General features: G+C 65.2%; 17 protein-coding genes. 12 read left to right on the top strand and 5 right to left on the bottom strand.

Features of this window, described 5'->3' with window-relative positions; all coding sequences use genetic code 11:
- Positions 1-72 precede the first annotated feature (72 nt).
- A complete protein-coding gene (locus tag GGD67_RS01295) occupies positions 73-1,473 on the bottom strand; it encodes a M48 family metalloprotease (protein WP_179730595.1) in 1,401 nt (466 codons plus the stop codon).
- 177 nt (positions 1,474-1,650) lie between these two features.
- Here GGD67_RS01295 and GGD67_RS01290 point away from each other — a divergent pair, with 177 nt between their 5' ends.
- The 3 genes from GGD67_RS01290 (at position 1,651) to GGD67_RS01280 (ending at position 4,905) form a co-directional block, all read left to right on the top strand.
- Positions 1,651-2,838: a pyridoxal phosphate-dependent aminotransferase gene (locus tag GGD67_RS01290; protein ID WP_179730594.1), complete on the top strand. Its 1,188-nt coding sequence runs from the start codon at positions 1,651-1,653 to the stop codon at positions 2,836-2,838.
- Positions 2,839-2,927: 89 nt separating this feature from the next.
- Positions 2,928-3,485, top strand: coding sequence for a biotin transporter BioY (locus GGD67_RS01285; RefSeq protein WP_179731382.1), 558 nt, complete (start codon positions 2,928-2,930; stop codon positions 3,483-3,485).
- Positions 3,486-3,570: 85 nt separating this feature from the next.
- Positions 3,571-4,905 (top strand): dicarboxylate/amino acid:cation symporter, encoded by a 1,335-nt coding sequence (locus GGD67_RS01280; RefSeq protein WP_018323010.1) that lies wholly within the window; start codon positions 3,571-3,573, stop codon positions 4,903-4,905.
- An 85-nt stretch (positions 4,906-4,990) separates the two neighbouring features.
- On the opposite strand, the gene GGD67_RS01275 is transcribed toward GGD67_RS01280, so the two are convergent.
- Positions 4,991-6,223: an FAD-binding oxidoreductase gene (locus tag GGD67_RS01275; RefSeq protein WP_179730593.1), complete on the bottom strand. Its 1,233-nt coding sequence runs from the start codon at positions 6,221-6,223 to the stop codon at positions 4,991-4,993.
- Between the two features lie 68 nt (positions 6,224-6,291).
- Positions 6,292-8,655 carry a ribonuclease E/G gene (locus tag GGD67_RS01270; protein WP_312013650.1) on the bottom strand — a complete coding sequence of 788 codons (2,364 nt, stop codon included), beginning with the start codon at positions 8,653-8,655 and terminating at the stop codon, positions 6,292-6,294.
- Between GGD67_RS01270 and GGD67_RS39855 the strand changes: the two genes are divergently transcribed.
- The 8 genes from GGD67_RS39855 to GGD67_RS01235 all read left to right on the top strand — a co-directional run bounded on the left by GGD67_RS39855 (position 8,611) and on the right by GGD67_RS01235 (position 19,455).
- The gene (locus GGD67_RS39855) at positions 8,611-9,444 is read left to right on the top strand and encodes a hypothetical protein (protein ID WP_312009903.1); all 834 of its coding nucleotides are present in this window, start codon (positions 8,611-8,613) and stop codon (positions 9,442-9,444) included. The genes GGD67_RS01270 and GGD67_RS39855 overlap by 45 nt on opposite strands.
- A gap of 616 nt (positions 9,445-10,060) precedes the next feature.
- Positions 10,061-11,356, top strand: coding sequence for an N-acetylmuramoyl-L-alanine amidase (locus GGD67_RS01265; protein ID WP_179730591.1), 1,296 nt, complete (start codon positions 10,061-10,063; stop codon positions 11,354-11,356).
- Positions 11,357-11,609: 253 nt separating this feature from the next.
- Positions 11,610-14,120: a penicillin-binding protein 1A gene (locus GGD67_RS01260; protein ID WP_018323014.1), complete on the top strand. Its 2,511-nt coding sequence runs from the start codon at positions 11,610-11,612 to the stop codon at positions 14,118-14,120.
- A gap of 108 nt (positions 14,121-14,228) precedes the next feature.
- Positions 14,229-15,360 (top strand): peptide chain release factor 2 gene (gene prfB, locus GGD67_RS01255; RefSeq protein ID WP_099091752.1). Its coding sequence is split into 2 segments (ribosomal slippage): positions 14,229-14,297 and positions 14,299-15,360, totalling 1,131 coding nucleotides; the frame shifts between segments, so codons are not numbered across the junction.
- Positions 15,361-15,362: 2 nt separating this feature from the next.
- Positions 15,363-16,244 carry an NAD(P)-dependent oxidoreductase gene (locus tag GGD67_RS01250; RefSeq protein WP_179730590.1) on the top strand — a complete coding sequence of 294 codons (882 nt, stop codon included), beginning with the start codon at positions 15,363-15,365 and terminating at the stop codon, positions 16,242-16,244.
- A gap of 14 nt (positions 16,245-16,258) precedes the next feature.
- Positions 16,259-17,128, top strand: coding sequence for a DMT family transporter (locus tag GGD67_RS01245; protein WP_179730589.1), 870 nt, complete (start codon positions 16,259-16,261; stop codon positions 17,126-17,128).
- Between the two features lie 80 nt (positions 17,129-17,208).
- Positions 17,209-18,120: a DMT family transporter gene (locus tag GGD67_RS01240; RefSeq protein WP_179730588.1), complete on the top strand. Its 912-nt coding sequence runs from the start codon at positions 17,209-17,211 to the stop codon at positions 18,118-18,120.
- Between the two features lie 99 nt (positions 18,121-18,219).
- Positions 18,220-19,455 (top strand): ABC transporter substrate-binding protein, encoded by a 1,236-nt coding sequence (locus tag GGD67_RS01235; protein ID WP_179730587.1) that lies wholly within the window; start codon positions 18,220-18,222, stop codon positions 19,453-19,455.
- Positions 19,456-19,483: 28 nt separating this feature from the next.
- On the opposite strand, the gene GGD67_RS01230 is transcribed toward GGD67_RS01235, so the two are convergent.
- Positions 19,484-20,836: a M23 family metallopeptidase gene (locus GGD67_RS01230; RefSeq protein ID WP_179730586.1), complete on the bottom strand. Its 1,353-nt coding sequence runs from the start codon at positions 20,834-20,836 to the stop codon at positions 19,484-19,486.
- A gap of 109 nt (positions 20,837-20,945) precedes the next feature.
- Complete coding sequence (locus tag GGD67_RS01225; RefSeq protein WP_179730585.1) at positions 20,946-21,635, bottom strand: peroxiredoxin; 690 nt, start codon at positions 21,633-21,635, stop codon at positions 20,946-20,948.
- A gap of 204 nt (positions 21,636-21,839) precedes the next feature.
- Here GGD67_RS01225 and GGD67_RS01220 point away from each other — a divergent pair, with 204 nt between their 5' ends.
- Positions 21,840-25,649: a DUF3971 domain-containing protein gene (locus GGD67_RS01220; protein ID WP_179731380.1), complete on the top strand. Its 3,810-nt coding sequence runs from the start codon at positions 21,840-21,842 to the stop codon at positions 25,647-25,649.
- Positions 25,650-25,750: the final 101 nt, after the last annotated feature.

Raw genomic sequence — 25,750 nt, 5'->3', positions numbered from 1 at the left:
TTTCGGAATACGTCCCGGCGGACTTAAGCTCGGTGTCGTGACGTCGTGGTATCGGGCGTCGTTCGAGTTACGTCAGTTGCGCGGCGGCTTCGCCGCCACGATGTCGTCGGCCTTGACCCATCCGGGTGTGCCGACGGCGAAACGGGTTTTCGCGCGCGTGGCGAGCTCGCGGGCGGTCTTGTTGTCGCCGCGCAGGTAAGCGGCTTGCGCCGAGGCGAGATCCGCTTCGGCATAGTCGCCCTTCCGGCCATAGGCCATCGCGAGTTGGGTATAGCCGAGCACCGCTTCCGGTTCTCGCGCCACCGCGGCGCGGAGAATCCGAACGGCGTCGTCGGTGTAGGCCTTATTATCGGTTCCAACCAGAGCTTGCCCAAGTAACATCTCGATGAGGGGCGCGTTGTTGGAAAGCTGCGCGGCCTTGCGCAGCGGAGCGACCGCATCGGCCGGCTTGCCGCTCTCCAATAGGGCCTGGCCGCGCACCTCGTAAAAGTACGGGTTGTTGGGCTGCACCTGGATCAGCGCGTCGATCTGGGCCAGCGCGCTGCGCAGATCGCCGTGCAGATAGGTGCTGATGGCGCGGGCATAGCGCGCCGGCATGCTGTCGTTGGTCTGGGGATAGCGTCGGTACACCGTCTCGGGCCGCTCCATGAACGCGGAGATCTTGGCGCGCACCATGTCGTGGCGGAGCTGGAGCGCGGGATCGTCCTTCTTGTTCCAGTAGGGGCTGGAGCTGGCGAATTCCTGAAGCGCGGCGACGCGCTCGGCCGGCATTGGATGCGACTGCAGATAGGGATCGGCGCCGCGCGCGGCGAACAGGCTCTCACTGGTGAAGCGCTTGAAGGTCTCGTACATGCCCTTCGGCGATTGCTGGGTCGCGGTCAGGAATTTCACGCCGGCGCGATCGGCGTTCTCCTCCTGCTGGCGCTGGTAGGACAGCAGCGTCCGGCGGATCACCTCCTGCGGAGCGGAGATCGCGGCGGCGCCGGCATTGGCCAGCCCATTGTTGCCTGCGCTGCTGCGCTGGGTGCTGCCCGCGGCGATCGCGCCGGCGCCGAGCAGCATCGCAATGATCATCTGGGTCTGGGCGGCGGCGAGCTGCTCGCGCAGCTTGGACAGATGGCCGCCGGCCAGATGCCCGGTCTCGTGCGCGAGCACGCCGATGATCTGGTTCGGCGTTTCCGATTGAAGGATCGCGCCGTAATTGACGAAGATGCGGCGGCCGTCGGCGACGAACGCGTTGAACGAGCTGTCGTTCAGGATCACCATCTGGATGTTCTGCTTCTCCAGACCCGCGGCGCGCAGGATCGGGCGCGTATATTCGCGCAGCAGCTGCTCGGTCTCGGTGTCGCGCAGGACAGGCGGCCCCTTTTGCTGCGCCCGCGCCGCCGGAAGCGGCAGCAGCGCGATCGCCGCAGCCGTGACGAGGGCGGTGAGGGCGGTAGCCTTCTTGCGCAATGCGATCTGAAGCAACATCAAACGGTCTGGAGAGCAGTTTCGTGATTGGTTTTGGCGATTGGCGGCGGACCGGATACGCGATATGCCCTTATGAGCCTTACCCCTTATGAGCCGTACAATGCGGCCAGTCTGGGGCGCAAGCGCCCCGTTTCCCGGACCGGACGCACCGGCCCGCCAGCGAAATAGCAGAAATCGATGCACGATGCGACATTGAGGAACCGGTTGGGGCAGTGGCTCGAGCCCTCCCGCCGCAGTGATGTTCCCCCGTTCATGGTGATGGACGTCATGGCCGCGGCAGCCCGAATCGAGGCCGCCGGCGGCCATGTCATCCACATGGAGGTCGGCCAGCCCGCGGCCGGGGCGCCCAGCACCGCGATTGCGGCCGCCCACGCGGCGCTCGAGGCCGGGCGGATCGATTATACCTCCGCACTCGGTATTCCCGGTCTGCGCGAGCGCATCGGGCGCCATTATCGCGATGCCTATGGCTGCGACGTCAGCCCTGACAGGATCGTCGTGACCACCGGCTCCTCCGGCGGGTTCATCCTGGCCTTCCTGTCGATGTTCGAGCCCGGCGACCGCGTCGCGGTGACGGTGCCGGGCTATCCGCCTTATCGCCATATTCTCACCGCGCTCGGTTGCGAGCCGGTGCTGATCGAGACCACGAACGAGACGCGCCATGCGCTCACCGGCGAGGCGTTGCTCGCGGCGCATCGCAAGGCGCCGTTGAAGGGCGTGCTGGTCGGAAGCCCCGCCAATCCGACGGGGACGATGATGTCCCGCGGAGCGCTCGCCGGCTTGATGGCGGCCGCCGAAGACGCAGGCATCCGGTTCATCTCGGACGAGATTTATCACGGGCTCGACTATGCGTTTCCGGCGGTCACCGCGGCCGCGCTCTCCGAGCACGCACTCGTGATCAACTCGTTCTCGAAATATTTTTGCATGACCGGCTGGCGTGTTGGCTGGATGGTCGTGCCCGAAATCCTGGTGCGGCCGATCGAGCGGCTGCAGCAGAACCTATCGATCTCGGTGCCGTCGCTGTCGCAGATCGCGGCAGAGGCCGCCTTCGACGGCGCAGCCGAGATGGAGACGATCAAGCACGGCTATCAGGAAAACCGGCGAATTCTGATCGAGGGATTGCCGAAAGCCGGCCTGAGCAAGTTCTTGCCGGCCGATGGTGCATTTTATCTGTATGCCGACGTCTCGGACTTCACCTCCGACAGTTTCGAGTTCGCCAAGCAGATGCTGGAACAGGCACGCGTTGCGGCCACGCCCGGCGTCGATTTCGATCCCGTTCACGGCCGATCGTTCATTCGCTTTTCTTATGCACGCTCGCCCGAGGAGATGCGCGAGGCAGTTGACCGGATCGCTCACTGGCTTAAATAGCCGCCAGTTTTCGACCACCACCGGAGTTCAACTTGTCTGACCGATCTGTCTCGACCGCTGCTGCGCCACATTCTTCTCTCGCCGCATTGATGTGGCCGACCCGGCCGGGCGAAACCGTCGGCGCGATGCGTGCCGTCGTGCTGATTGTGCTCGGCACCGCTTTGATGGCGCTATCAGCCAAGGTCAGCCTGCCGCTGCCCTATGTTCCGATGACATTACAGACGCTGGTCGTGCTGATGATCGGCGCGGCCTATGGCTGGCGTCTTGGCAGCGCAACCATGATCGCCTACCTCGCCGAGGGCGCGCTTGGCGTGCCGGTATTCGCCGGACCGGTGGGTGGGATTGCACCGCTGGTTGGCCCGACCGCGGGCTATCTGTTCGGCTTCGTCGCTGCCGCTTTCGTGACCGGCTGGCTCGCCGAGCGCGGCTGGGATCGCAGCGTGGCGCTGCTGTTTGCAGCGATGGCGGTTGGCCATATCGTCATTCTGGCCGCCGGGTTCGGCTGGCTGGCGTTCGGCCTCGGGCTGGGCGTTGGAAAGGCCTGGCAGGTCGGCATCGTGCCGTTCATTGCAGCTTCGTTGGTCAAGAATGCGCTTGGCGCGACGTTGATGCCGGCGGCGCGCAGGCTGATCGAGCGCCGCCGGTAAAGCGCGCAAAGAGTTCGCGGTTCCAATTGACAGGGCCGGCCAAGTTGATCTTGGCTGGCCCAGCGTTTTGAGGGGGAGTGAAACAATGACGACGACAACGATGGCGGAGGCGCCGATCGCGCCGCCCGCAGCAAAGCCGTGGTACAAGGTTCTCTACGTCCAGGTGCTGATCGCCATCGTGCTCGGCGCCATCGTCGGTTGGCTGTGGCCACAGTTCGCAACCAACGAATGGATCAAGGCGCTCGGTGACGGTTTCATCAAGCTGATCAAGATGGTGATCGCCCCGATCATCTTCTGCACCGTGGTCTCCGGCATTGCCCACATCCAGGACGCCAAGAAGGTCGGCCGCATCGGCGTCAAGGCGCTGGTCTATTTCGAGGTCGTCTCGACCTTCGCCCTGGTGATCGGCCTCGTCGTCGGCAATCTCGTCAAGCCGGGCGCAGGCTTCGGCAATGCTGCGGCGAGCGAGGCGGCCGTTGCGAACTACGCCAAGCAGGCCGCCGGCCAGAAGTCCGTCGACTTCGTGCTGCACATCATTCCGGACACCGTGGTCGGCGCCTTCGCGCAGGGCGAGATCCTGCAGGTGCTGCTGTTCTCGGTGCTGTTCGGCTTCGCCATCATGAGCTTAGGTGAGCGCGGCCACACCATCCGCAGCTTCATCGACGATGCCGCGCATGCGGTGTTCGGCGTCATCTCGATCGTGATGCGCGCGGCACCGATCGGTGCGTTCGGTGCGATGGCCTACACCATCGGCAAGTTCGGGACCGGTGCGATCCTCAACCTGATCGGTCTGATCGCGACCTTCTATGCCACCGCGGCGCTGTTCGTGTTCGTCGTGCTCGGCATCATCGCGCGCCTGGCCGGCTTCTCGATCTTCAAGTTCCTGGCCTACATCAAGGACGAGTTGCTGATCGTGCTCGGCACCTCCTCCTCGGAGAGCGCGCTACCGTCCATGATGGAGAAGCTGGAGCGGCTCGGCTGCTCCAAGTCGGTGGTCGGTCTGGTAGTGCCCACGGGCTACTCGTTCAACCTCGACGGCACCAACATCTACATGACGCTGGCGACGCTGTTCATCGCACAGGCGCTCGGCGTCGATCTCAGCTTCAGCCAGCAGCTCACCATCCTGGTCGTGGCGATGCTGACCTCGAAGGGCGCCTCCGGCATCACCGGCGCGGGCTTCATCACGCTGGCGGCGACGCTGGCCGTGGTCGATCCGCGCCTCGTGCCGGGCATGGCGATCGTGCTCGGCATCGACAAGTTCATGAGCGAGTGCCGCGCGCTGACCAATCTGTGCGGCAACGGCGTCGCCTGCGTGATCGTCGCCTGGTGGGAGGGTGAGCTCGACCGCGACAAGCTCAACGCCAACCTCTCCAAGCAGATCGATCCGACCGACATGGAGACGGCGATCACGACGGACTGATCTGGACCTGACGGCGCGAGCTGCGCTGTCAGACCTTGAAGTCATAGGGCTGGTCGAGATGCTCGATCAGCCCTTTTTCTTTCGGCTAGAACCGCTCCGGCCGGTACGGCATCGGATCGATCGCAGGCGTCTCGCCGCTCATCATCTCGGCGAGCAGGCGCCCGGTCGCGGGTCCGAGGGTAAAGCCCTGGTGGCCGTGGCCGAAATTCATCCAGAGGCCGGGATGCTGCGGAGCTTGCCCGAGCACCGGCAGCATGTCGGGCGTGCAGGGGCGGGTGCCAAACCACGGATCCGGCTCGACGCGCTTGCCGAGGTCGATCAGCTCGCGTGCGGATGCTTCGGCGCTGGCTAGCTGCACGGGCGTCGCGAGTGCATCCGGGCTCGTCAGCTCGGCTCCGGTGGTGATGCGAATGCCCTTGGCCATCGGCCCCATGGCATAACCGCCGGCCTTGTCGATCAGCGGCAGGTCGAGCGACGCGCCGCCGCTGTAATGCATGTGGTAGCCGCGCTTGCGCACCAGGGGAATGCGATAGCCGAATTTGTGGAGGAGATCGGGCGACCACGGCCCGAGGGTCACGACGGCGTTGGCGGCGTCGAGACGCCCCTGGTCCGTATCGACCGACCAGCCGGTCGCGGTCTGCCGCAGCGACTGCGCATCGCCGAGCACAATGGCGCCGCCGCGGCGCTCGAAAAGCTCGGCATAGGCCGTGACCAGCGCGCCGGGATCGGACACGGTCCAGGTGTCGAGCCAATGGATCGCGCCGGGAAGATCGTCGCGCAGGACCGGCTCGACCCTGGCAAGCTCGCTGCCGGAGAGCACGCGAAAATTCACGCCGAACTCGCGGCGGTCTTCCTCCGCCGTCTTGATCGCCAGATCGAATGAAGCGGCATCGCGATGCAGCATGCGATAGCCGGCGCGGCGGATGAGATTGTCGGCATGGGCTTCGCGAATGAGGATGTCGTGCTCGCTCGTCGCGTAGGCGATCAGCCGCGCCCATGCCTCGACCGCCTCGCGATGGCGCTTCGGGGCCGAATGCCACCAGTAGCGGAGCAGGGGCTCGATATGGAGATGAAGCGACGACAGGCTGTAGCGCACATCGTTGGTGCGGCCGGTCGCGATCTTCAGCAGCGTCGCAAGGTCGCGCGGCATCGGATAGGGGCGGACCGCTTCGGCCTGGATCATCCCGGCGTTGCCGTAGCTGGTCTCGCGGCCCGGCTCCCTGCGGTCGACGAGCCTGACGGCCCAGCCGCGCTGCTGGAGGTGCAGCGCCGCGCTCACGCCGATCATGCCGCCGCCGAGAACAATTGCGCTTTGCATTGGAACTGACCTCGCCAAATCAAAAAACGCCCGGCTTGACCCGGGCGTTTTCTCTTGAGTGTTCGGCTTTATTCACCGCCGCCGAAGCGGCGCGACCACCAGCCGGCGCGGCGTGGCGCCGCCGGTGTTTCGCTTGCCGGTTCCGGCACGGGTTCAGCTGCCGGCGGGGCGGCCGGCTCAGGCGCCTGCGCAACCGGGGCTGCGGGCTCGCTCGGGCTGCTCGACAGGAAGCTCACCTTTTCCCGGACCGTGGAGCGGCGCCGCGCGGTCTTGTCGTCGGCGGGCTCTTCCTCCGCGGCAACCGGCTGAGGCTGGGCCGGCACCGCCTCGGTCTGCACCTCGGCGCGCGGCTCAGGCTGCGAGACTTCAGGCTCAGCGGTGTGTTCGGCCTGGGCAATCGAGGGTGCAGCCTCGCCGCCGAAGCCGTCGAAATCGGCGACTGCGTCGGACGCTTCCGACGGCGCATTTGGCGCGAGCTCGTCGCTGATGGAGCCGGCGAGACCGTCCTCGCCGCCACCACGCCGACGGCGTCCGCCGCGGCGACCACGCCGGCGGCGACGGTCACCGCTGCCCTGCTGCTCGCCGCGGGCCGCCTGTTCCTCGCCTTCTTCGCCATCCTGCTCGGACTCGGCATCCTCTTCGCCTTCGCCGGCCGCAACGGCCGCCTCGGGGAGGGCGGCAGGGCTATCCTCACGCAACTCGCCGTCGCGCTGGCCACCGCGGCCGCGCCGGCGACGGCGGCGCTTGCGGCGCTGGCCGTCCTGCTCGGAAGCTGCCTCGCCCGCAGCCTGCTCCTCGGTGAGACCTTCGGTCTCCTCGGTTTCGACCTCGGATTCGAGTTCGGAATCGAATTCCTCGTCGTCATAGGCGTCTTCAACGATCGGCGGCGGGCTTGCTGCCGCCTGCGCCGCCAGCAGCGCCTTGGCGGCTTCCAGCGTATGGACCTGCTCGCCGCGGTCGATGAGATAGGCCTGCGGCCCGCTGACGCTTGCGTCGGCGATGACCGACAGCGTCACCTTGAAGCCGTTCTCGAGATCGCGCAGATGGCCGCGCTTGTGGTTCAGCACATACAGCGCGACGTCGGTGCGGGTGCGGACCACGAGATTGTGGGTCGCGCCCTTCATCAGGATCTCTTCGAGGCCGCGCAGCAGCTGCAGCGCCACCGAGGACACCGAGCGGACATGGCCGGTGCCGCCGCAATGCGGGCACGGATCGGTCGAGCTCTCGAGCACGCTGGCGCGGATGCGCTGGCGCGACATCTCGAGCAGGCCGAAATGCGAGATGCGGCCGACCTGGATGCGCGCGCGGTCCTGCCGCAGGCAATCGGACAGCTTGCGCTCGACCGCACGGTTGTTGCGCTTCTCGTCCATGTCGATGAAGTCGATGACGATCAGGCCGGCGAGGTCGCGCAGGCGAAGCTGGCGGGCGACCTCTTCGGCCGCCTCCAGATTGGTCTTGAGCGCGGTGTCCTCAATATGGTGCTCGCGGGTCGATCGTCCCGAGTTGACGTCGATCGAGACCAGCGCTTCGGTCTGGTTGATCACGATGTAGCCGCCGGAGCGCAACTGCACGGTCGGCGAGAACATCGCGTCCAGCTGGCTCTCGACGCCCATGCGCGAGAACAGCGGCTGGCCGTCGCGATACTGCTTCACCGCACTGACATTGGCGGGCATCAGCATCTTCATGAAGTCGCGGGCTTCGCGGTAACCGGCTTCACCGGCAACCGAGATCTCGTCGATCTCCTTGTTGTAAAGGTCGCGCAGCGAGCGCTTGATCAGCGAGCCTTCCTCGTAGACGAGGGTCGGGGCCTGCGACTTCAGCGTCAGGTCGCGCACCGTCTCCCACATCCGGATCAGGTATTCGAAGTCGCGCTTGATCTCGGGCTTGGTGCGGGCGGCGCCGGCGGTGCGCAGGATGATGCCCATGCCCTCGGGCACGTCGAGATCCTGCACCACTTCCTTCAGGCGCGAGCGGTCCTGAGCGCTGGTGATCTTGCGGCTGATGCCACCACCGCGTGCGGTGTTCGGCATCAACACGGCATAGCGGCCGGCGAGCGAGAGGTAGGTGGTCAGCGCCGCGCCCTTGTTGCCGCGCTCTTCCTTGACGACCTGCACCAGCATCACCTGGCGGCGCTTGATGACTTCCTGGATCTTGTACTGGCGGCGCGGGCGGAAGGTGCGCTCCGGCACTTCCTCCAGCACGTCGTCGCCGCCGACGGATTCGACGACTTCCTCTTCGGCTTCCTCGCCGTCTTCGTCCTCGTCCTCGTCGTCTTCGCCGGTTGTTTCCGAAGCCTCGGCATGCGGCGCCTCGGCGCTCTCGACCGCAGCATACACGGCATCGGCAGGTTCAGCGGCGGAGGTCACGGCCTCAGCCAGAGCTTCCGCATGCGCTTCGGGGGCGGCGGTCTCCTGCAGCTCGGCGGCGACCACGGGCTCGGCGCCAATCGTTGCGACAGGCGCGGGCGTCTCGTCGGCGTGATCGTGGTCGTGATGATCATGCTCGCCATCGTGACCATGGTCATGATCGTGAGCGTGATGGTGCCCGTCATCATGGGCATGATGATCGTCGTGATCATGCTCGCCATGATCACGATCGTGGTGATCGTGAGCTTCGTGCTCGCCGTGATGCTCTACGTCGGCGTGCAGATGCTCGCCTTCGTGCAGGGCGCCCTCGGCGTGCTCCGGCAGCGCCGCGCCTTCGATCGGCTGGGCCGCGGGATCTGCGCCTTCGACGATGTCGCTGCGCACGCGCTCGCCATGACCGCGGCGGCGGGCGTTGCGGTGGCGCGAACGGCGACGGCCGTGGGAGCGGTTCTCGCTCTCTTCCTCGGCCTCGCGATGGGCCTGTTCCTCGGCCTCGATCAGTGCCTGACGGTCGGCGACCGGGATCTGGTAGTAGTCGGGATGGATTTCGCTGAAGGCGAGGAAGCCGTGGCGGTTGCCGCCATATTCGACGAAGGCGGCCTGGAGCGAGGGTTCGACCCTTGTGACCTTGGCGAGGTAGATATTCCCGCGCAGTTGCTTGCGTTGCGCGGTCTCGAAATCAAACTCTTCGACGCGATTGCCGCGGACCACGACGACCCGGGTCTCTTCCGGGTGGGTGGCATCGATCAACATCTTGTTGGGCATGTCTTAACTCTTGGCGGCGGCGGGCGCGATTCACCGTGGGCGCGAGCTGCGCTGCCGGGTGACGCGACGGTCCACCTGATTCGGGGGTGAGGGGAAGGCCGAAACGCCGTCTCTCGCGCCTTGCCGAACCGGAAGCTTCAGGACCAAGGCGGCGCGCGGGATTTTCACTCCGCAGCGTCGCGAATGATCCTTCAGAATTCGTCGGCACAGTCTGGCGCATCAAGCGTCGGCCCGTATGAAACATTGGGCGGCGAGGCCGCCCTTCAATCAGTTGCTGCTGGCCAGGCATGGCGCGAGCGCGCTCGCCTTGAGGATCACGAACCGCTCCCTTGGGATCAAGGGACCGGGTAATGGGTTACGTCGCTGCCAGAACTGTCCCGGTAACGCGAGAGGTAACCCAGGACCGTCCGCCGCCGGCGCTTGACCCGCTCCACCTCGCTGCCGCGCACCGCGCTGGTCTTAGAGGGGAACGGAAAAACGCTGGAATTCCCAAACCTTGAGAGTTCCGGCGCTGCACCGGGAGGCTGAATGCGACACAACCGGAAATATCGGCCGTCAGCATTCCGTACATACGAGGAATGAGCCATCGGTGCAAGGGAGCGTCGCACGGCGGTCACAGTCAGCGAGTTTCGCGTTTCTGTCATTAAGGATCAATTAACCCTGTGGTTCTATTGCGTTAAAAGGGCTGCTCGGAGGCACGGAATCGGTGGCGAGCCGCACAAATCAACGGGTTTTGCTGGGATGCGCACTTCTGTGCGCCGCAGCGTTGCCGTGCGCTGATTCCTCGCGCCTGAGCGCTGCGGAAAGCCAGCCGCAACCCACTGTTGCGGTAGCGAATTTTCCAGTCGCCTCCGCCGCCCGGCTGGCAGGCGACGGCAAGCAGACCCGCTTCATTCTCGACATCGACCAGACCGTTACCTTCCGTGCGGTCACGCTCGCAGACCCGTACCGGGTCGTCGTTGACGTGCCGCAGGTCAATTTTCAGCTGCCCGCGGGCACGGGGGTCGGGGGGCGCGGCCTGGTCAAGGCCTTCCGCTACGGGCTCGTCATGCCCGGCGGCTCGCGAATCGTCTTCGACCTGACGGGACCGGCCCGGATCGCCAATTCCTATGTGCTGGAGGCGGCCAACGGCCAGCCGGCCCGGCTCGTGCTGGAGCTGGAGGAGGTCGACCGGACCGCCTTCATGCAGTCGCTCGCACCTGAGAACCGCCCCGAGCTGCGACCCACGATCGCCGAGGCGCAGCCTGCAACGGCTCCCGCGACGACAACCCCGGACACGGCGCAGCAGAAGGCCGATGGCCGCCCGGTGGTCGTGATCGATCCCGGCCATGGCGGCATCGATAACGGCACGCAGTCGAGCGGTGAGAGCGAGAAGAACCTGGTGCTGGCCTTTGGACTGGCGCTCCGCGACAAGCTGGAGAAGGCCGGCAAATACCGTGTGGTCATGACGAGGGACGACGACACCTTCATTCCCCTCAATGACCGCACCAAGATCGCCCGGAATCTGAAGGCCGCCTTGTTCGTCTCTATTCACGCTGATGCGCTGCCCCGTGCCGAGGGCGATGCGCAGGGCGCGACCATCTATACGCTGTCCGACAAGGCGTCCGACGCCGAAGCCCAGCGGCTGGCGGACGCGGAAAACCGGGCGGACGCGATCGCAGGCTTCAACCTCGCCGAGGAGCCGACCGACGTCGCCGACATCCTGATCGACCTCACGCAGCGGGAAACACGCACCTTTTCAAACCGTTTTGCCCGTCTTCTGATGGGCGAGATGAAGTCGACGGTGCGGATGCACAAGCATCCCCTGAAGTCGGCGGGTTTCCGGGTGCTGAAGGCGCCCGACGTGCCCTCGGTGCTGGTCGAGATCGGTTATGTCTCAAATAAGGGCGACCTCGAGCATTTGGTCTCCGAGGGCTGGCGGTCGCGTGCCGTGGGTTCGATGGCGCAGGCGATCGACGGGTTCTTGACCAAGCGGATGGCCACGGCGGGATCGTCAAATTGACGACTGGGGGATCGTCGCATTGAAAGGGTTTTTCCGTCCCGCCGCAAAAGCCCTAGTTTGGCCACAGCCGGCGCTTTATAAAAATGCCGCAGGGGGTTCCGGAATCGGAGAGAATCCCGCTCGGCAAGCGTCTAAAGTCCGGCACTGATGGTATTGCGTAAGCCGGTGAATTCGTGACGTGAAGATTGGCCCCTGTTTGGGTGCCAAGGGGCTGATACTGAGCTGATCCAGAGATTGAACGGATAAACACATAATGCGCTTGCTGGTGCGGTTCATGGGCTTCCTGTTCGCCGCGGGAACGGTGGTGTTCCTTGTTGGTGTCGGGGCCGTGGCAGGCCTGATCTGGCATTTCTCCAAGGACTTGCCCGACTACTCTCAGCTTCAGGATTACGAGCCGCCGGTGATGACCCGCGTGCACGCGGTCGACGGCTCGCTGCTCGGCGAGTACGCCAAGGAGCGGCGGCTGTATTTGCCGATCCAGGCGGTGCCGAAGCTCGTGATCAACGCGTTCCTCGCGGCCGAGGACAAGAATTTCTACGAGCATGGCGGCATCGACTACACCGGCATGGCGCGCGCGGGCGTGGTCTACATCCAGAATTACGGCTCGAACCGGCGTCCGCAGGGTGCCTCCACCATCACCCAGCAGGTCGCCAAGAACTTCCTTTTGACCAACGAGGTCTCCTTCGCCCGCAAGATCAAGGAAGCCTTGCTCGCGATGCGGATCGAGAAGACCTACTCGAAGGACAAGATTCTCGAGCTGTATCTGAACGAAATCTATCTCGGTCTGGGTGCCTACGGCATTGCAGCCGCCTCGCTGGTCTATTTCGACAAGTCGGTGAACGAGCTGACGGTGGCGGAAGCGTCCTATCTGGCCGCGTTGCCGAAGATGCCGGCGACGCTGCATCCGGTCCGCAACCGCGACCGCGCCATCGAGCGCCGCAACTACGTCATCGACCGTCTGGTGGAGAACGGCTGGATCAAGCAGGCCGATGCCGACAAGGCCCGCAAGGAGCCGCTGGCCGTCACCAACCGGTCCAACGGCGCCCACACCTTCGCCGGCGAATATTTTGCCGAGGAAGTCCGCCGCGACATCTTCGAGCGCTACGGCGAGAAGAAGCTGTATGAGGGCGGTCTGTCCGTCCGCACCACGCTGGATCCGAAGATCCAGGTCATGGCGCGCAAGGCCATGGTCTCGGGCCTCGTGAACTATGACGAGCAGCAGGGCTATCGCGGCGCCATGAGCAAGCTCGATATTTCGGGCGATTGGGGCGTCAAGCTCGCCGAGATCAAGTCGCTGTCCGACATCTCGCCGTGGCGCATGGCGGTGGTGCTGGAGACCAGCGACCAGTCGGCGCGGATCGGCTTCCAGCCGAACCGCGAGCTTGGCGGCGCCGTGAGCAAGCAGCGCGAGACCGGCATCGTCACGGTTGACGGCGTGCGGTGGGCGCGAGCCGTGCAGGGCGGAACCAAAGGCAAGACGCCGACGGCGGTGTCGCAGGTGCTGCAGCCCGGCGACGTCATCTATGCCGATCCGCTCTACAAGGATGGCCAGCCGGTCGAGGGCCAGTACCGGTTGCGCCAGATCCCCGAAGTGTCCGGCGCAATGGTGGCGATGGATCCCTGGACCGGCCGCGTGCTCGCCATGGTCGGCGGCTTCTCGTTCGACCAGAGCCAGTTCAACCGCGCCACTCAGGCCTATCGGCAGCCGGGTTCGTCGTTCAAGCCGATCGTCTATTCGGCCGCGCTCGACAACGGCTATACACCCTCGACCGTCGTGCTCGACGCCCCCATCGAAATCGACCAGGGGCAGGGCGCTGGCGTGTGGCGGCCTGAGAACTTCTCTTCGGGCAAATTCCAGGGACCGGTGACGCTGCGCAACGCGCTGCGGCAGTCGCTCAACACCGTGACGGTGCGGCTGGCGCAGGACATCGGCATGCCCCTGATCGGCGAATATGCCCGCCGTTTCGGTGTCTATGACGAACTGCCGAACTATCTCTCCTATGCGCTGGGCGCCGGCGAGACGACGGCGATGCGTATGGTCACGGCGTACTCGATGCTCGCCAATGGCGGCCGCCGGGTGAAGCCGACGCTGATCGATCGCATCCAGGACCGCTACGGACACACCATCTTCAAGCACGACCAGCGTGAATGCCGCGGCTGCGACGCGCCGGGCGGCTGGAAGAACCAGGCCGAGCCGCAGCTGATCGACCGCCGCGAGCAGGTGCTGGACTCCATGACGGCCTATCAGATCACCGAGCTGATGGAAGGCGTGGTGCAGGCCGGTACGGCCACGGTCATCAAGGAAGTCGGCAAACCCGTCGCCGGCAAGACCGGCACCACCAACGAGGCCAAGGACGCCTGGTTCGTCGGCTTCTCGCCCGACGTCGCCGTCGCCATCTACATGGGCTACGACAAGCCGCGTCCGCTGGGTAAGGGCAATGCCGCAACCGGCGGCCATCTGGCCGCGCCCATCGCGCGCGATTTCCTCAAGCTCGCGCTCGCCGACAAGCCCGCCGTTCCCTTCAAGGTGCCTGCCGGCATCAAGCTGGTCCGCGTCGTCTCCAAGACCGGCATGCGCGCCGGCCCCGGCGAGACCGGCGGAACCATTTTGGAGGCCTTCAAGCCGGGCACGGCGCCGCCGGATAATTATTCGGTCATTGGCGTTGCCGACGCTGACGGGCGTGGCGGCGGCATGCCGGCCTCGCAGCAGCAGCAGCCGGATTCCGGCTTCTTCATGCAGCCGGGCACCGGCAGGCTGTACTGAGGCTAGAATAATAGGGACGTTATTCGCGTCAGCGGTTGCGCTTTGCAGCCGCCGCCGCTACATCCCCCACTCAATTGCACGCGGGATTCCGCGAGACCAGAGAACGACATGCGCGCCGAAATCGAACGGTTGGTAGAAGAGATCAAGCAGTCAGTCGGGCTGCTGAGGAGGCATCTTTGACGTCGAGAAATCGACGGCACGCCTCGCCGAGCTGAACAAGCTCGCAGAAGATCCCAATCTCTGGAACGATCCCCAGAAAGCCCAGAAGCTGATGCAGGAGCGGACCTCGCTGGAGGATTCGCTCTCGGGCATCGGCAAGGTCGAGCAGGAGCTTGAAGACGACATTGGCATGATCGAGCTCGGCGAGGCCGAGGGCGATGCCGGCGTGGTCGCGGAAGCCGAAGCGGCTCTCAAGAATCTCAAGAAGGAAGTGGCGCGGCGCGAGCTCGAGGCGCTGCTGTCGGGCGAAGCCGACCGGTTCGATTCCTATCTCGAAGTCCACGCCGGCGCCGGCGGCACCGAGAGCCAGGACTGGGCGCAGATGCTGTTGCGCATGTACACGCGCTGGGCCGACACCCACGGCTTCAAGGTCGAGGTGCTGGAAGAGTCCGAGGGCGAAGAGGCCGGCATCAAGTCCGCGACGATCCAGGTCTCGGGCCACAACGCCTATGGCTGGCTGAAGACGGAAGCGGGCGTGCATCGCCTGGTGCGCATCTCGCCGTTCGATTCCAACGCGCGGCGGCACACCTCGTTCTCGAGCGTGCAGGTGTTCCCGGTCATCGACGACAGCATCAAGATCGACATCAAGGAAGCCGACGTCCGCGTCGACACCATGCGCTCGGGCGGCGCCGGCGGCCAGCACGTCAACAAGACCGAATCCGCGGTGCGGCTGACGCACATTCCGACCGGTGTCGCCGTGGTCTGCCAGGCCGGCCGCTCCCAGCACAAGAACCGGGCGCAGGCCTGGGACATGCTGCGCGCGCGGCTGTATGAAATCGAGTTGAAGAAGCGCGAGGAGAAGGCCGCCGCCGACCAGGCCGCCAAGACCGATATCGGCTGGGGCCATCAGATCCGCTCCTACGTGCTCCAGCCCTACCAGATGGTGAAGGATCTGCGCACGGGGGTGCAGACCTCGGACACCTCGGGCGTGCTCGGCGGCGATCTCGACGACTTCATGGCCGCGACGCTGGCGCAACGCGCCTTTGGCACAACCGGTGCCGACATCGAGGACGTGGACTAGCCATGCCCCGCGTCGCCTTCATCGGATTGGGGCGAATGGGTCATGGCATGGCCGGGCGCTACCTCGATGCGGGCTTCACGGTGACGGTGTGGAATCGCAGCAAGGCCAAGGCTGAAGAGCTGATCGCGCGCGGCGCGCTTTGGGCGACCTCGCCCGAGGACGCCGCCATCGATGCCGACGCGGTCGTGACCATGGTGGCCGACGACGAGGCCTCGCGCGCGGTCTGGCTCGGACTGAAGGGCGCCGCGAAGACGGCGAAATCAGGCACGATCGCGATCGAATGCTCCACCGTCTCCTATGACCATGCTCGCGAGATGGGCCGCGAGCTCAACGCGCGCGGGCTGATCTACATCGATTGCCCCGTGACGGGATTGCCGGATGCGGCAGCCGCCGGGAAACTGACGCTGCTGGTCGGCGCCGACGCCGCCGATCTCGAACGCGCGCGGCCGTATCTGACGCCGATCGGCTCGACCATCCGTCATTTCGGCGCCGTCGGCTCGGGCACCGTCTACAAGCTCATCAACAATCTCATGGGCGCGATCCAGATCGCCGGCCTCGCCGAGGGCCTTGCGATCGCCGAGCAGGCCGGGCTCGACATGAAGCTCGTGCTGGAGTCGATCCAGGCAGGCGTGGCCGCAAGCCCGCAGGTAACGCGTCACTCCAAGCGCATGGTCGCCCGCGATTTTTCCGGCGCGACCTTCACGGCGGCACTGCGGCACAAGGATGCGGCCTACGCCGTGAAGCTCGCCGAGAGCCTCTTGGCGGACAAGCCGCTGGTCTCGCGCGCCGCGGTGGAAGCCTACGCGCAGGCGAAGGCTGCGATGCCGGATGATGATGAAGGCAAGATGATCGAGCTGGTGTCGCGGCCGAAGAAGCCGTCTTAGTCAGTCGCATCCACATGGGGCAGCCACGTTCGGAACGCGGTCTCGGCATTGCCCTCGTTATCGCCGCCGCAATTGCTTGGAGCACGGCGCCGTTCTTCACGCGCCTTCTGCCGTTTGATCCCTGGACCATTCTGTTCTGGCGCGGCCTGTTCGCCGGCAGCCTGGTCACCATGCTCCTCGTCGTGATGCAAGGCCGCGCCGGGCTGCGGCAGTTGCTAGTGCCGGGGAAGGCAGGCCTGCTCGTGGCCTCATTGTCCGCGATCGGCATGATTTCGTTCATTCCCGCGCTGCAGATGACCGACGTCATGAACGTGGCGGTGCTGATCGCAACACAGCCGTTCGTCGCGGCCGCGCTGGCTTGGCTGTGGCTCAATGAGGCCGCGACATGGCGCACGCTGATCGCGAGCCTGATTGCCTTTGCCGGCGTGGTGATCACGGTCGGCGGTGTGCAAGCCGGTGCCGATCTCGGTGGCATCGCGCTCAGTTGCCTGATGGTGCTCGCCATCTCCACCATGACGGTGGTGGTCCGGCGCCATCGCGAGACGTCGATGGTGGCGGCAGCCGCGCTGTCGAATTTCATCGGAAGCCTCGTCAGCCTTCCATTCGCCCATGACATCGCTCATGTCGGCGGCAACGGCCTCGCGATCCTTGCGATGTTCGGCTGCCTCCAGGTCGCGCTCGGCCTGACCTTCTACATGCTCGGCTCGCGACTGCTGCGGTCGGGGCAGGCCTCCCTGATCGCGACGCTGGAAACGCCGCTGATGCCGTTCTGGATCTGGGTTGCCTTCCGCGAGATACCCGCCGTCCACGCGCTCATTGGCGGCGCGTTGGTGATTGGGGCGGTAGTTGCGGATATCGCGGGCGATCGCCAGTCACGGGGATGATCTCGAGCAATTTTGTCGGAAACCGGGTGGCGAGATTTTCCGCGTTGTCCTAGGCGAGCAGCCGCGCCGAGGTGAAACGCATGCCCCCAACCGACAACAGGATCGACGCACGCGATTGGTCACTGCTCGCCGTGCTCTCGGTCCTCTGGGGCGGCTCGTTCTTCTTCAACGGCGCGGCCTTGCGGGAATTGCCGCCGCTGACGCTGGTGTTCTTGCGCGTCGCGCTCGGCGCGGCCATGCTGCTGCCGCTGCTGCGCATGCAGGGGATCAGCTTTCCCAGAGGCACGACGGGCTGGAAGCCGTTCGTCGCGATGGGGCTGCTCAACAATGCCATCCCGTTCTCGCTGATCGTGATCGGCCAAACCTTCATCCCGAGCGGTCTGGCATCGATCCTGAACGCGACCACGCCATTGTTCACGGTGCTCGTGATGGCGGCGGCAGGCGAAGAGGCCTTGCACATCCGCCGCGTGGCCGGCGTGGCGCTGGGCCTTGTCGGCGTCATCATCCTGCGCGGATGGGGCCTCGAGACAAGACCGGGGCAGGGGCTCGGCATCCTGCTCTGCCTGGGCGGCGCCCTCAGCTACGGCTTTGCGGCGCTGGCGGCGCGGCGGCTGTTGAAGGACTCTCCGCCGCTGGGCACGGCGACGTTTCAGCTGATGGCATCGACGGTGATGATGGCAATCATCGCTGGCGTGGTGGAGCAGCCATGGCGCCTCGCAGTGCCGGGTGTCGCGACATGGTCCGCGGTGCTTGGCCTTGCGGCCCTGTCGACGGCGCTCGCCTATATCGTGTTCTTCCAGATCATCCGGCGCTCGGGCGCGACCAATGTGATGCTGGTGACGCTGCTCATTCCCGTCACGGCCATCCTGCTGGGATGGCTGGTGCTGGGCGAGCCGATCTCCGCGCGCGAGATCGCAGGCGCGATCGTCATCGGCAGTGCACTGCTGGTGATCGACGGGCGCATTCTGAATCTGCTGCGGCGCGTCACATAGGTTCCATATCCATGTTGCGGAAAATCGCGACGCTTGCCAGTCGCGAGCCGCCTTGCGACACTCTCCGGCAAAACAAGACTACAAAACAGGGGAGAGAAAATGCTGGGTCGTCGCGAAAACCTTGCTGCCCTCGCCATGCTTGCTGCCGGAGTGCTCGCCACGACACCGGCTTTGGCGCAGAAGAAATACGACCCCGGCGCCAGCGACACAGAAATCAAGATCGGCAACATCATGCCCTATAGCGGGCCGGCGTCGTCCTACGGTGTGATCGGCAAGACCGAGGCCGCCTATTTCAGGATGATCAACGATCAGGGCGGCATCAACGGCCGCAAGATCAACTTCATCAGTTATGACGACGCCTATTCGCCGCCGAAGGCGATCGAGCAGGCGCGCAAGCTGGTCGAGAGCGACGAGGTGCTGCTGATCTTCCAGCCGCTCGGCACGCCCTCGAATTCCGCGATCATGAAATACATGAACGCCAAGAAGGTGCCGCAGCTGTTCGTCGCGTCCGGCGGCACCAAGTTCGGCGACCCCAAGAACTTCCCGTGGACCATGGGCTTCCAGCCCAACTACCAGAGCGAAGGACGCATCTACGCCAAGTACATTCGCGATCATTTCCCGAGCAGCAAGATCGCCGTCTTCTGGCAGAATGACGACGCCGGCAAGGACCAGTTCAAGGGCCTGAAGGACGGGCTCGGCGACAAGGCCAGCATGATCATCGCCGACAAGTCCTACGAGGTCAGCGATCCCTCGATCGACTCGCAGATCGTCGCCCTGCACGATTCCGGTGCGGACATCTTCTTCTCATGGGCCGCGCCGAAAGGCTCGGCGCAGGCGATCCGGAAGGTCGGCGAGCTCGGCTTGAAGCCAAAATTCTTCCTGGCCAACACCGCGACCTCCGTCGCCTCGGTACTCAAGCCGGCCGGGCTCGACTACTCCAAGGACATCATCTCGACCATCTATCTGAAAGATCCGACCGACCCGGCCTGGGACAAGGATCCGGCCGTGGTGAAATGGCGGGAGTTCATGGACAAATATTACCCCGATGGCGACAAGACCAATTCCAACAACGTCTACGGTTATGTCCAGGCCGAGGCGATGGCGCAGGTGCTGAAGCAATGCGGCGATAATCTCACCCGCGAAAACGTCATGAAGCAGGCGGCAAACCTGAAGGACTATCACACCGACCTGATGCTGCCGGGCATCATGGTCAACACCTCACCGGACGATTATTTCCCGATCGAGCAGATGCAGCTGATGCGCTTCAACGGGCAAGCCTGGGAGCTGTTCGGCGACGTCATCACCGGCGAGGTCGGCCACGAGCGCAGCCAGTGATGATGTACAGTCGCCTTTTGTCGCGGGCTTAGCCCGCGCTGAGACGCACGCCGGCGCGGAGGAACTTCTGCGGATCGACCGCTTCGCCCTCGATGCGGGTCTCGTAGTGCAGATGCGGACCGGTGGAGCGACCGGTCGACCCGACCAGACCGACGACCTGGCCGATCTTCACGGTCTCGCCGACCCTGACGTTGATCTCGGAGAGATGGCCGTAACGGGTCGAAAGTCCGTTGCCGTGGTCGACCTCGACCATGCGGCCGTAACCGCCGGACCAGCCGGCCGACACCACCTTGCCGTTGGCGGTGACGCGAACCGGATCGCCGGTGGCGGCGCGGAAATCGAGCCCGGTATGCATTGCGGGCCGGCCGAGGAAGGGATCGCTGCGGACGCCGAAGCCGGAGGTGAACTCGACCTCGCCGATGACGGGCTTGCGGTAGGGCACCAGCGCCAGCGTGCGGTTGAGACGGTCCATCTCGGCGCGCGTGGTGTTGATGCGGTAGAGCTGCTTCTCGAACGGTCCGGCATTGGCCGTCAGTTTGACCGGCACGAAAGGACCACCCATCGCGCTGCGCGGCACGGCGGATTCGAGATTGGCGAGATTCAGGCCGAGATCGCTGACGACGCCGCGCATCCGGCGCATCCGTGAATCCATGCCTTCCTCGACGGCGCTGAGCGCCGCCATCTGGCGCCGTTCAACCTGGTCGAGCGAGGTCGTGAGCCGGACCAGGACGCTGTCGAAACCCTGGTTCTTGGCGAATTGGCTGGTCGGGGCCGCTGCGACAGTGGGGGCGCGCGATTCCAGGCGGGCCTCACGGTCCGGAGGCGCCACGAAGATCACGGTGTCGCTGATCGGCGAGGGTTTAGGCGTGCTCTGGCTCGAATCGCCGCGCTGGGGCGTCGCACGCGGAATCGAGCCGGTTACATCAGGCATGGCTCCGAGCGCCGTCGCCCGGGACTCCAGCGCCGTCTGGCGCTTCATGATCTGGTCGAGTTTCTGGTCGAACTGTTCCTGGTCGAGCAACTGGCGGCTGGTGGTGCGGTCGACCTTGGCGCGCAGCTCGGCGATACGGTCCTCATAGGCGTATTGCATCTCGGCCTGACGGGCGATCAGCCGGGTCAGGACGTCGTCACGGAAAGCGAAATAGGTAGCGGTTGCCGCCGACCAGAGACCGAGCAGCACCACCGTGCCAACCACGATCCAGAACACCACGGGCCCGAAGCGAACCTGCTTGCCGGCATGGACGATGGTGTAGGCGTCGTCGGTCGCGGGTAGGGGAATCGCTGCGGTTGCCGCGGGGGCAGGACGGCGTTGGGAGGCCCGTCCGCGGTCGTGAGGATGATGTTGGGCGTACTGCGAGTATTGGGCAGAACTTTTCGACATCGGCACTCCCGCGCCGGTCGGATGAGTCCGTACGGCCTAATTGCCGCAGCAATCTGGGCGGTCATGGTTAATTTTCCGGAAACGGGAACGCGCGAATTTAAAGGACTGGTTAAAGACTTCTTGCCGCTTCCAGCACCTCGTCGGCATGACCGTCGACCCGGACATTGCGCCAGATCCTGGCCAGTTTGCCATCGGCCCCGACCAGTATCGTGGTGCGAAGAATCCCAAGGAAGCTCTTGCCATACATGGACTTTTCGCCCCAGGCGCCATAGGATTCCAGCATCTGGTGCGTCTCATCCGAGATCAGGGGGATACCGAGCTTGTGCTTGTCGCGAAACTTCTCCTGAGCCTTTAACGGATCGGCGGAGACGCCGAGCACGGCAGTGTCGGCAGCCGCGAAGGCACCGGCGAGGCGAGTGAAGTCGATCGCCTCCCGGGTGCACCCCGGGGTGTCGGCGCGGGGGTAGAAGAACAGGACGAGCTTTCGGCCGGCATAGTCCGCCAATGTGACGACCTCGCCGCCGTCGCGGGGCAGGCGGAAGGCGGGGGCCTTCTGGCCCTCGGTCAGGCCCGACTTCGCCTTGGCGGGCGGAGACACCGATTTGGAGGAATTTAACTGTTTCGATGCGGCCGTATGTGATCCTGCTTTTGCTAAGGTCCCGGTTGATTTGCTCGCCGGTGTCCGCGGCGTTTTCGCGGACTTTGTCGGAGTAGAGGCCCGCGTTTTCGGGGCCTGCTTTTTAGCCGTCGGACTGCCGGAGGGCGTTTTGGACGATTTCGTTCGGGATTTCTTGGACATACGCCTTCCTTTCGACGCTTTCGGCGGGTCAACCGAAACGGTATTGCAGCTCTCGTCCGGTGTGCCGGAATCGCCCCCTCGGCTGGGCAAGTCTGGCGGCGCCGGAGTATGGTTACAAGGAATTCCACGCACCACCCCACTGCTCGTTGAACGCGCTCCCGGGGCGAAATGACGAACAGCAGGAATATTCGAGGTATGGCGGCAATGCCGGCGCAGGGAGCTTCGCTTCCCGCGGACGGCTGCGGTCCCGGCGGCGCTCAATCCTATGACGGGCGCCTGTATCGAGAGGCAATGGCAAGGAATAAGTCGCCCCAGGATTATAATCGGGACTTCGATCGGCGCGGCGTTCAGCAACAGCCGCAGGAATGGGACGATGCCGATTGGGATCCGGATCAGGAGGCGGCCGCGGGCCATCGCGCGCGCCGGCTGTTGTCGCGTTCCAATTCGGGCTTTCATCGCTTCGGTGACGGGTTTGGGGCGCTACGCCGCTGGCTGGCGGCCGATCGCTGGCTGAAGCGCGTCGTCCTTGTCGTCGGGACTCTCGCCGTCATCTTCATCGGCTGCTTCGGCGCGCTGTGGTGGCGGCTCGGTGCCGGCCCCATCAATCTCGACATTGCAACGCCATGGCTGGCGGCCGCGATCGAGGACAATATCGGTCACGGCAATACGGTTGAGATCGGAGGCACCCAGATCGAGCGCGCCGGCCGGGTTCGCATCGCCGTCCGCATCCGAGACATCATCGTCCGCGATCGCGATCACGCCATCGTTGCCAGCGCGCCGAAGGCTGAAGTGAAGCTATCGGGTGCCGGCCTGCTGATGGGTCACCTGCGCGCCGAGAGTCTCAATCTGGTCGATGCCGAACTCGCGATCCGCATCGCGCCCGACGGTACCGTCACCGTGTCCGCCGGCGATACCGCAAAGCCGCTGGCAACCGGCGTCGCCTCGAAGAAGGACGCGGGTCTGCCGCCGACATTCCCGCGCAACGGCGTCCCGCCGCCGCCATTCGCCACGGCGCCTGCGAACCAGGATCCATCCCAAGCCGCCTCTCAAGGCCCGCCTCAGGCGACGGCACAAAGCGGCATCCTTCAGGGCCTCGACTGGCTCGACAGTCTCAGCATGACCGGCCTCGACGGCCAGAATCTGAACGAGATCGGCCTGAAGAACGGCAATCTGATCGTCGACGATCAGCAGCGCGGCAGCAAATGGTCGTTTGAGAACATCACGCTCAGCCTGCGTCGGCCGAGCCGGGGTGGCGTCACGCTCAGCCTGGGCGAAGAGGGCGCGCGCCCGTGGATGCTGCGTGCCACGATCGGACCGGCCGAGAACGGCGTGCGCTCGGTCGACATCAAGGCCGACAAGGTCTCGACCTCCAACATCCTCCTGGCACTGCGGGTCAAGGATCTCACCTACACCGCCGACCTGCCGCTGACGGGCGAGCTCAAGGGCGAGCTCGGCCGCGATGGCGTGCCGACCTTCTTCCGCGGCAAGATCGCGGTCGGCGCCGGCAATATCATCGACACCGACACGCCGGACTATCCGATGGCGATCGACCAGGCCGAGATCAACGTCGAGTGGGACGCCAATCGGCGGGTGCTGGTGGCACCGTTCAAGATCCTGTCGGGCGCGAACCGCCTGACGCTTCTGGCTCATCTGGAGCCGCCCAACGGCACCATCAATGACTGGCAGCTCGGCTTCAGCGGCGGTTCGATCCTGCTCGGCGGCATCGACAACGAGCCGCCGCTCGTCTTCAACCGCATCGCGATCGGCTTCCGCTTCGACACCGACCACAAGCGCCTCTTGCTGACGCAGGCCGACATCAGCAATGGCGAGATCGGTGTCGCCGGCACGGGTGCGATCGACTATTCCGGCGAGCCGCGGCTGACGCTGGGCTTTGCGGGAACGCCGATGTCGGCCTCCGCGCTGAAGCGGATGTGGCCGACGCTGGTCGTTCCCGAGTTGCGCGAATGGGTGATCGAGCGGATCGAGCGCGGTACGCTCCAGCGCATCGAGATCGGCGTCAATTCGCCGACGAAGAACTTGCCGCGCAAGGGTCCGCCCATTCCCGACGACGGCCTCTCGGTCAACATCGTCGCGAGCGGCGTCGCGGTCCGTCCCGTGGACGGCATGCCCGTTGTGCACGATGCCGATCTGAAGGCGCGCGTGACCGGCCGCACCGCGACCGTGACCATCGGGCAGGGCATTGCCGATACGCCCGCCGGCCGTAAGGTCACGATTTCCGATTTCGTCTTCGAGGTGCCGGATATGGCGCCCAAGCCGTCGCCGTCGCGGACCAGGTTCCGCGTCGACGGACCCGTGCCTGCGGCGGCCGAGATGCTCTCGAATGATCGCCTGAGTGATCTGTCATCGACCGTCGTCGATCCCAACACCAGCAAGGGGACGTTCACGGCGAACATCCAGCTCGGCCTGCCCGTCAAGGGCGAGCTGACCAAGACGGACACGACCTACGCCGTCACCGCCGATCTCAACGGTTTTGCCGCCGACAAGCTGGTGATGAACCAGAAGCTGGAGGCCAACACTCTCAAGATCGTCGCGAGCAACACGGGTTATCAGGTCAAGGGCGACGTCAAGATCAACGGGCAGGCGGCCTCGCTCGACTATCGCAAGCCCGCCGAGGGCGACGCGGATGTCAGGTTGCAGGCGACGCTGGACGATGCGAGCCGGGCGCGCCTGGGATTCGATCTCAGCCCCGCCGTCAGCGGATCGTTGCCGATCAAGCTGTCGGGCAAGATCGCCGGCAGCCCCGATCAGACGACGAAGCTCGGCGTCGAGGCCGACCTGACCTCGGTGAAGCTCGACAACATCCTGCCCGGCTGGGTCAAGCTGCCGGGCAAGTCGGGCAAGGCCAGCTTCAAGGTCGTGCCGACCGCGCAATCGACGCGACTGGAAGACATCGTCATCGAAGGCGGTGGCGCCTCGATCAAGGGCTCGCTCGAGGTCGACGCGAACGGCGATCTCATGAACGCGAACTTCCCGACCTATTCGCCGTCCGATGGCGACAAGGCGTCGCTGAAGGTGGAGCGCAGCCAGGATGGCGTCATCAAGGGCACGATGCGCGGCGACGTGTTTGACGGTCGCGGCTTCCTGAAGTCGGCGATCTCCGGCAATTCCAAGGACGACAAGAACAAGATGAAGAACGTCGATTTCGACATCGACGTGAAGCTCGGCGCCGTCGCCGGTTTCAACGGCGAGGCGATGCGCAGTGTCGATGCCAAGATGTCGAAACGCAATGGTGCCATCAAGGCGTTCACGCTGAGCGGCAAGGTCGGCAAGGACACGCCGGTGGCGGCTGACCTGCGCGGCGGCCGTGCGCAGGGCAACCGCGAGGTGATCTACCTCCAGACCAACGATGCCGGCGCGCTGCTGCGGTTCACCGACACCTACACCAAGGCGGTCGGCGGCCAGATGGTGGTGGCGATGGAGCCGCCGACATCCGAGCCGAACACCTCGCGCGAGGGCCTCATCAACGTCCGCGACTTCACGGTGAAGGGCGAGGCGCAGCTCGAACGCGTCGCCGCTGGCGCGCCCAACGGCACCGGCAACGGCGTCTCGTTCAGTGCGCTCCGCGCCGAGTTCACGCGGCAGAACGGTGCGCTGACGGTCCGCGACGGCGTGGTCAAGGGTCCCATGATCGGCGCCACCATCGAGGGCTCGATCGACTATCCCGGCAACCAGGTCTGCATGAGCGGTACCTTCGTGCCGATGTATGGCGTCAACAACATCTTCGGCCAGATCCCGTTGTTCGGCATCTTCCTCGGCGGCGGCAACAATGAAGGGCTGATCGGCGTGACCTATGAGGTCGTCGGCACACCGGCTGCGCCCGTGATGCGCGTCAATCCGATCTCGGCGATGGCCCCCGGCCTGTTCCGCAAGATCTTCGAGTTCAACACCGGCAAGCAGAACTCGCCGTTCGAGGAATTCCCCTCGCAGTCGAACGACGGTTCGACCGGGTCGACGCGCCAGCTCTCGAGCGGCTGTAGCCTGACACGGCGGTAGTAGGGGGCGGCTGTCTCCGGCATCATGGCCGGGCTTGTCCCGGCCATCCACGCCTCACCACGCGGCACCAAGAACGTGGTTGCCCGGGACAAGCCCGGGCA

Source organism: Bradyrhizobium sp. IAR9 (assembly GCF_013408065.1).
Taxonomy (GTDB): Bacteria; Pseudomonadota; Alphaproteobacteria; order Rhizobiales; family Xanthobacteraceae; genus Bradyrhizobium.
Note: the sequence above shows the minus strand (reverse complement) of the source record. Positions and strands in the feature narration are given on the sequence as shown.

Excerpts from the sequence above, each read along its gene's own strand:
- GGD67_RS01295 (WP_179730595.1), bottom strand. The coding sequence starts at position 1,473 with ATGTTGCTTCAGATCGCATTGCGCAAGAAGGCTACCGCCCTCACCGCC.
- GGD67_RS01290 (WP_179730594.1), top strand. The coding sequence starts at position 1,651 with ATGCACGATGCGACATTGAGGAACCGGTTGGGGCAGTGGCTCGAGCCC.
- GGD67_RS01285 (WP_179731382.1), top strand. The coding sequence starts at position 2,928 with ATGTGGCCGACCCGGCCGGGCGAAACCGTCGGCGCGATGCGTGCCGTC.
- GGD67_RS01280 (WP_018323010.1), top strand. The coding sequence starts at position 3,571 with ATGACGACGACAACGATGGCGGAGGCGCCGATCGCGCCGCCCGCAGCA.
- GGD67_RS01275 (WP_179730593.1), bottom strand. The coding sequence starts at position 6,223 with ATGCAAAGCGCAATTGTTCTCGGCGGCGGCATGATCGGCGTGAGCGCG.
- GGD67_RS39855 (WP_312009903.1), top strand. The coding sequence starts at position 8,611 with ATGCGCTTCGGGGGCGGCGGTCTCCTGCAGCTCGGCGGCGACCACGGG.
- GGD67_RS01260 (WP_018323014.1), top strand. The coding sequence starts at position 11,610 with ATGCGCTTGCTGGTGCGGTTCATGGGCTTCCTGTTCGCCGCGGGAACG.
- GGD67_RS01250 (WP_179730590.1), top strand. The coding sequence starts at position 15,363 with ATGCCCCGCGTCGCCTTCATCGGATTGGGGCGAATGGGTCATGGCATG.
- GGD67_RS01245 (WP_179730589.1), top strand. The coding sequence starts at position 16,259 with ATGGGGCAGCCACGTTCGGAACGCGGTCTCGGCATTGCCCTCGTTATC.
- GGD67_RS01240 (WP_179730588.1), top strand. The coding sequence starts at position 17,209 with ATGCCCCCAACCGACAACAGGATCGACGCACGCGATTGGTCACTGCTC.
- GGD67_RS01235 (WP_179730587.1), top strand. The coding sequence starts at position 18,220 with ATGCTGGGTCGTCGCGAAAACCTTGCTGCCCTCGCCATGCTTGCTGCC.
- GGD67_RS01230 (WP_179730586.1), bottom strand. The coding sequence starts at position 20,836 with ATGTCGAAAAGTTCTGCCCAATACTCGCAGTACGCCCAACATCATCCT.
- GGD67_RS01225 (WP_179730585.1), bottom strand. The coding sequence starts at position 21,635 with ATGTCCAAGAAATCCCGAACGAAATCGTCCAAAACGCCCTCCGGCAGT.
- GGD67_RS01220 (WP_179731380.1), top strand. The coding sequence starts at position 21,840 with ATGCCGGCGCAGGGAGCTTCGCTTCCCGCGGACGGCTGCGGTCCCGGC.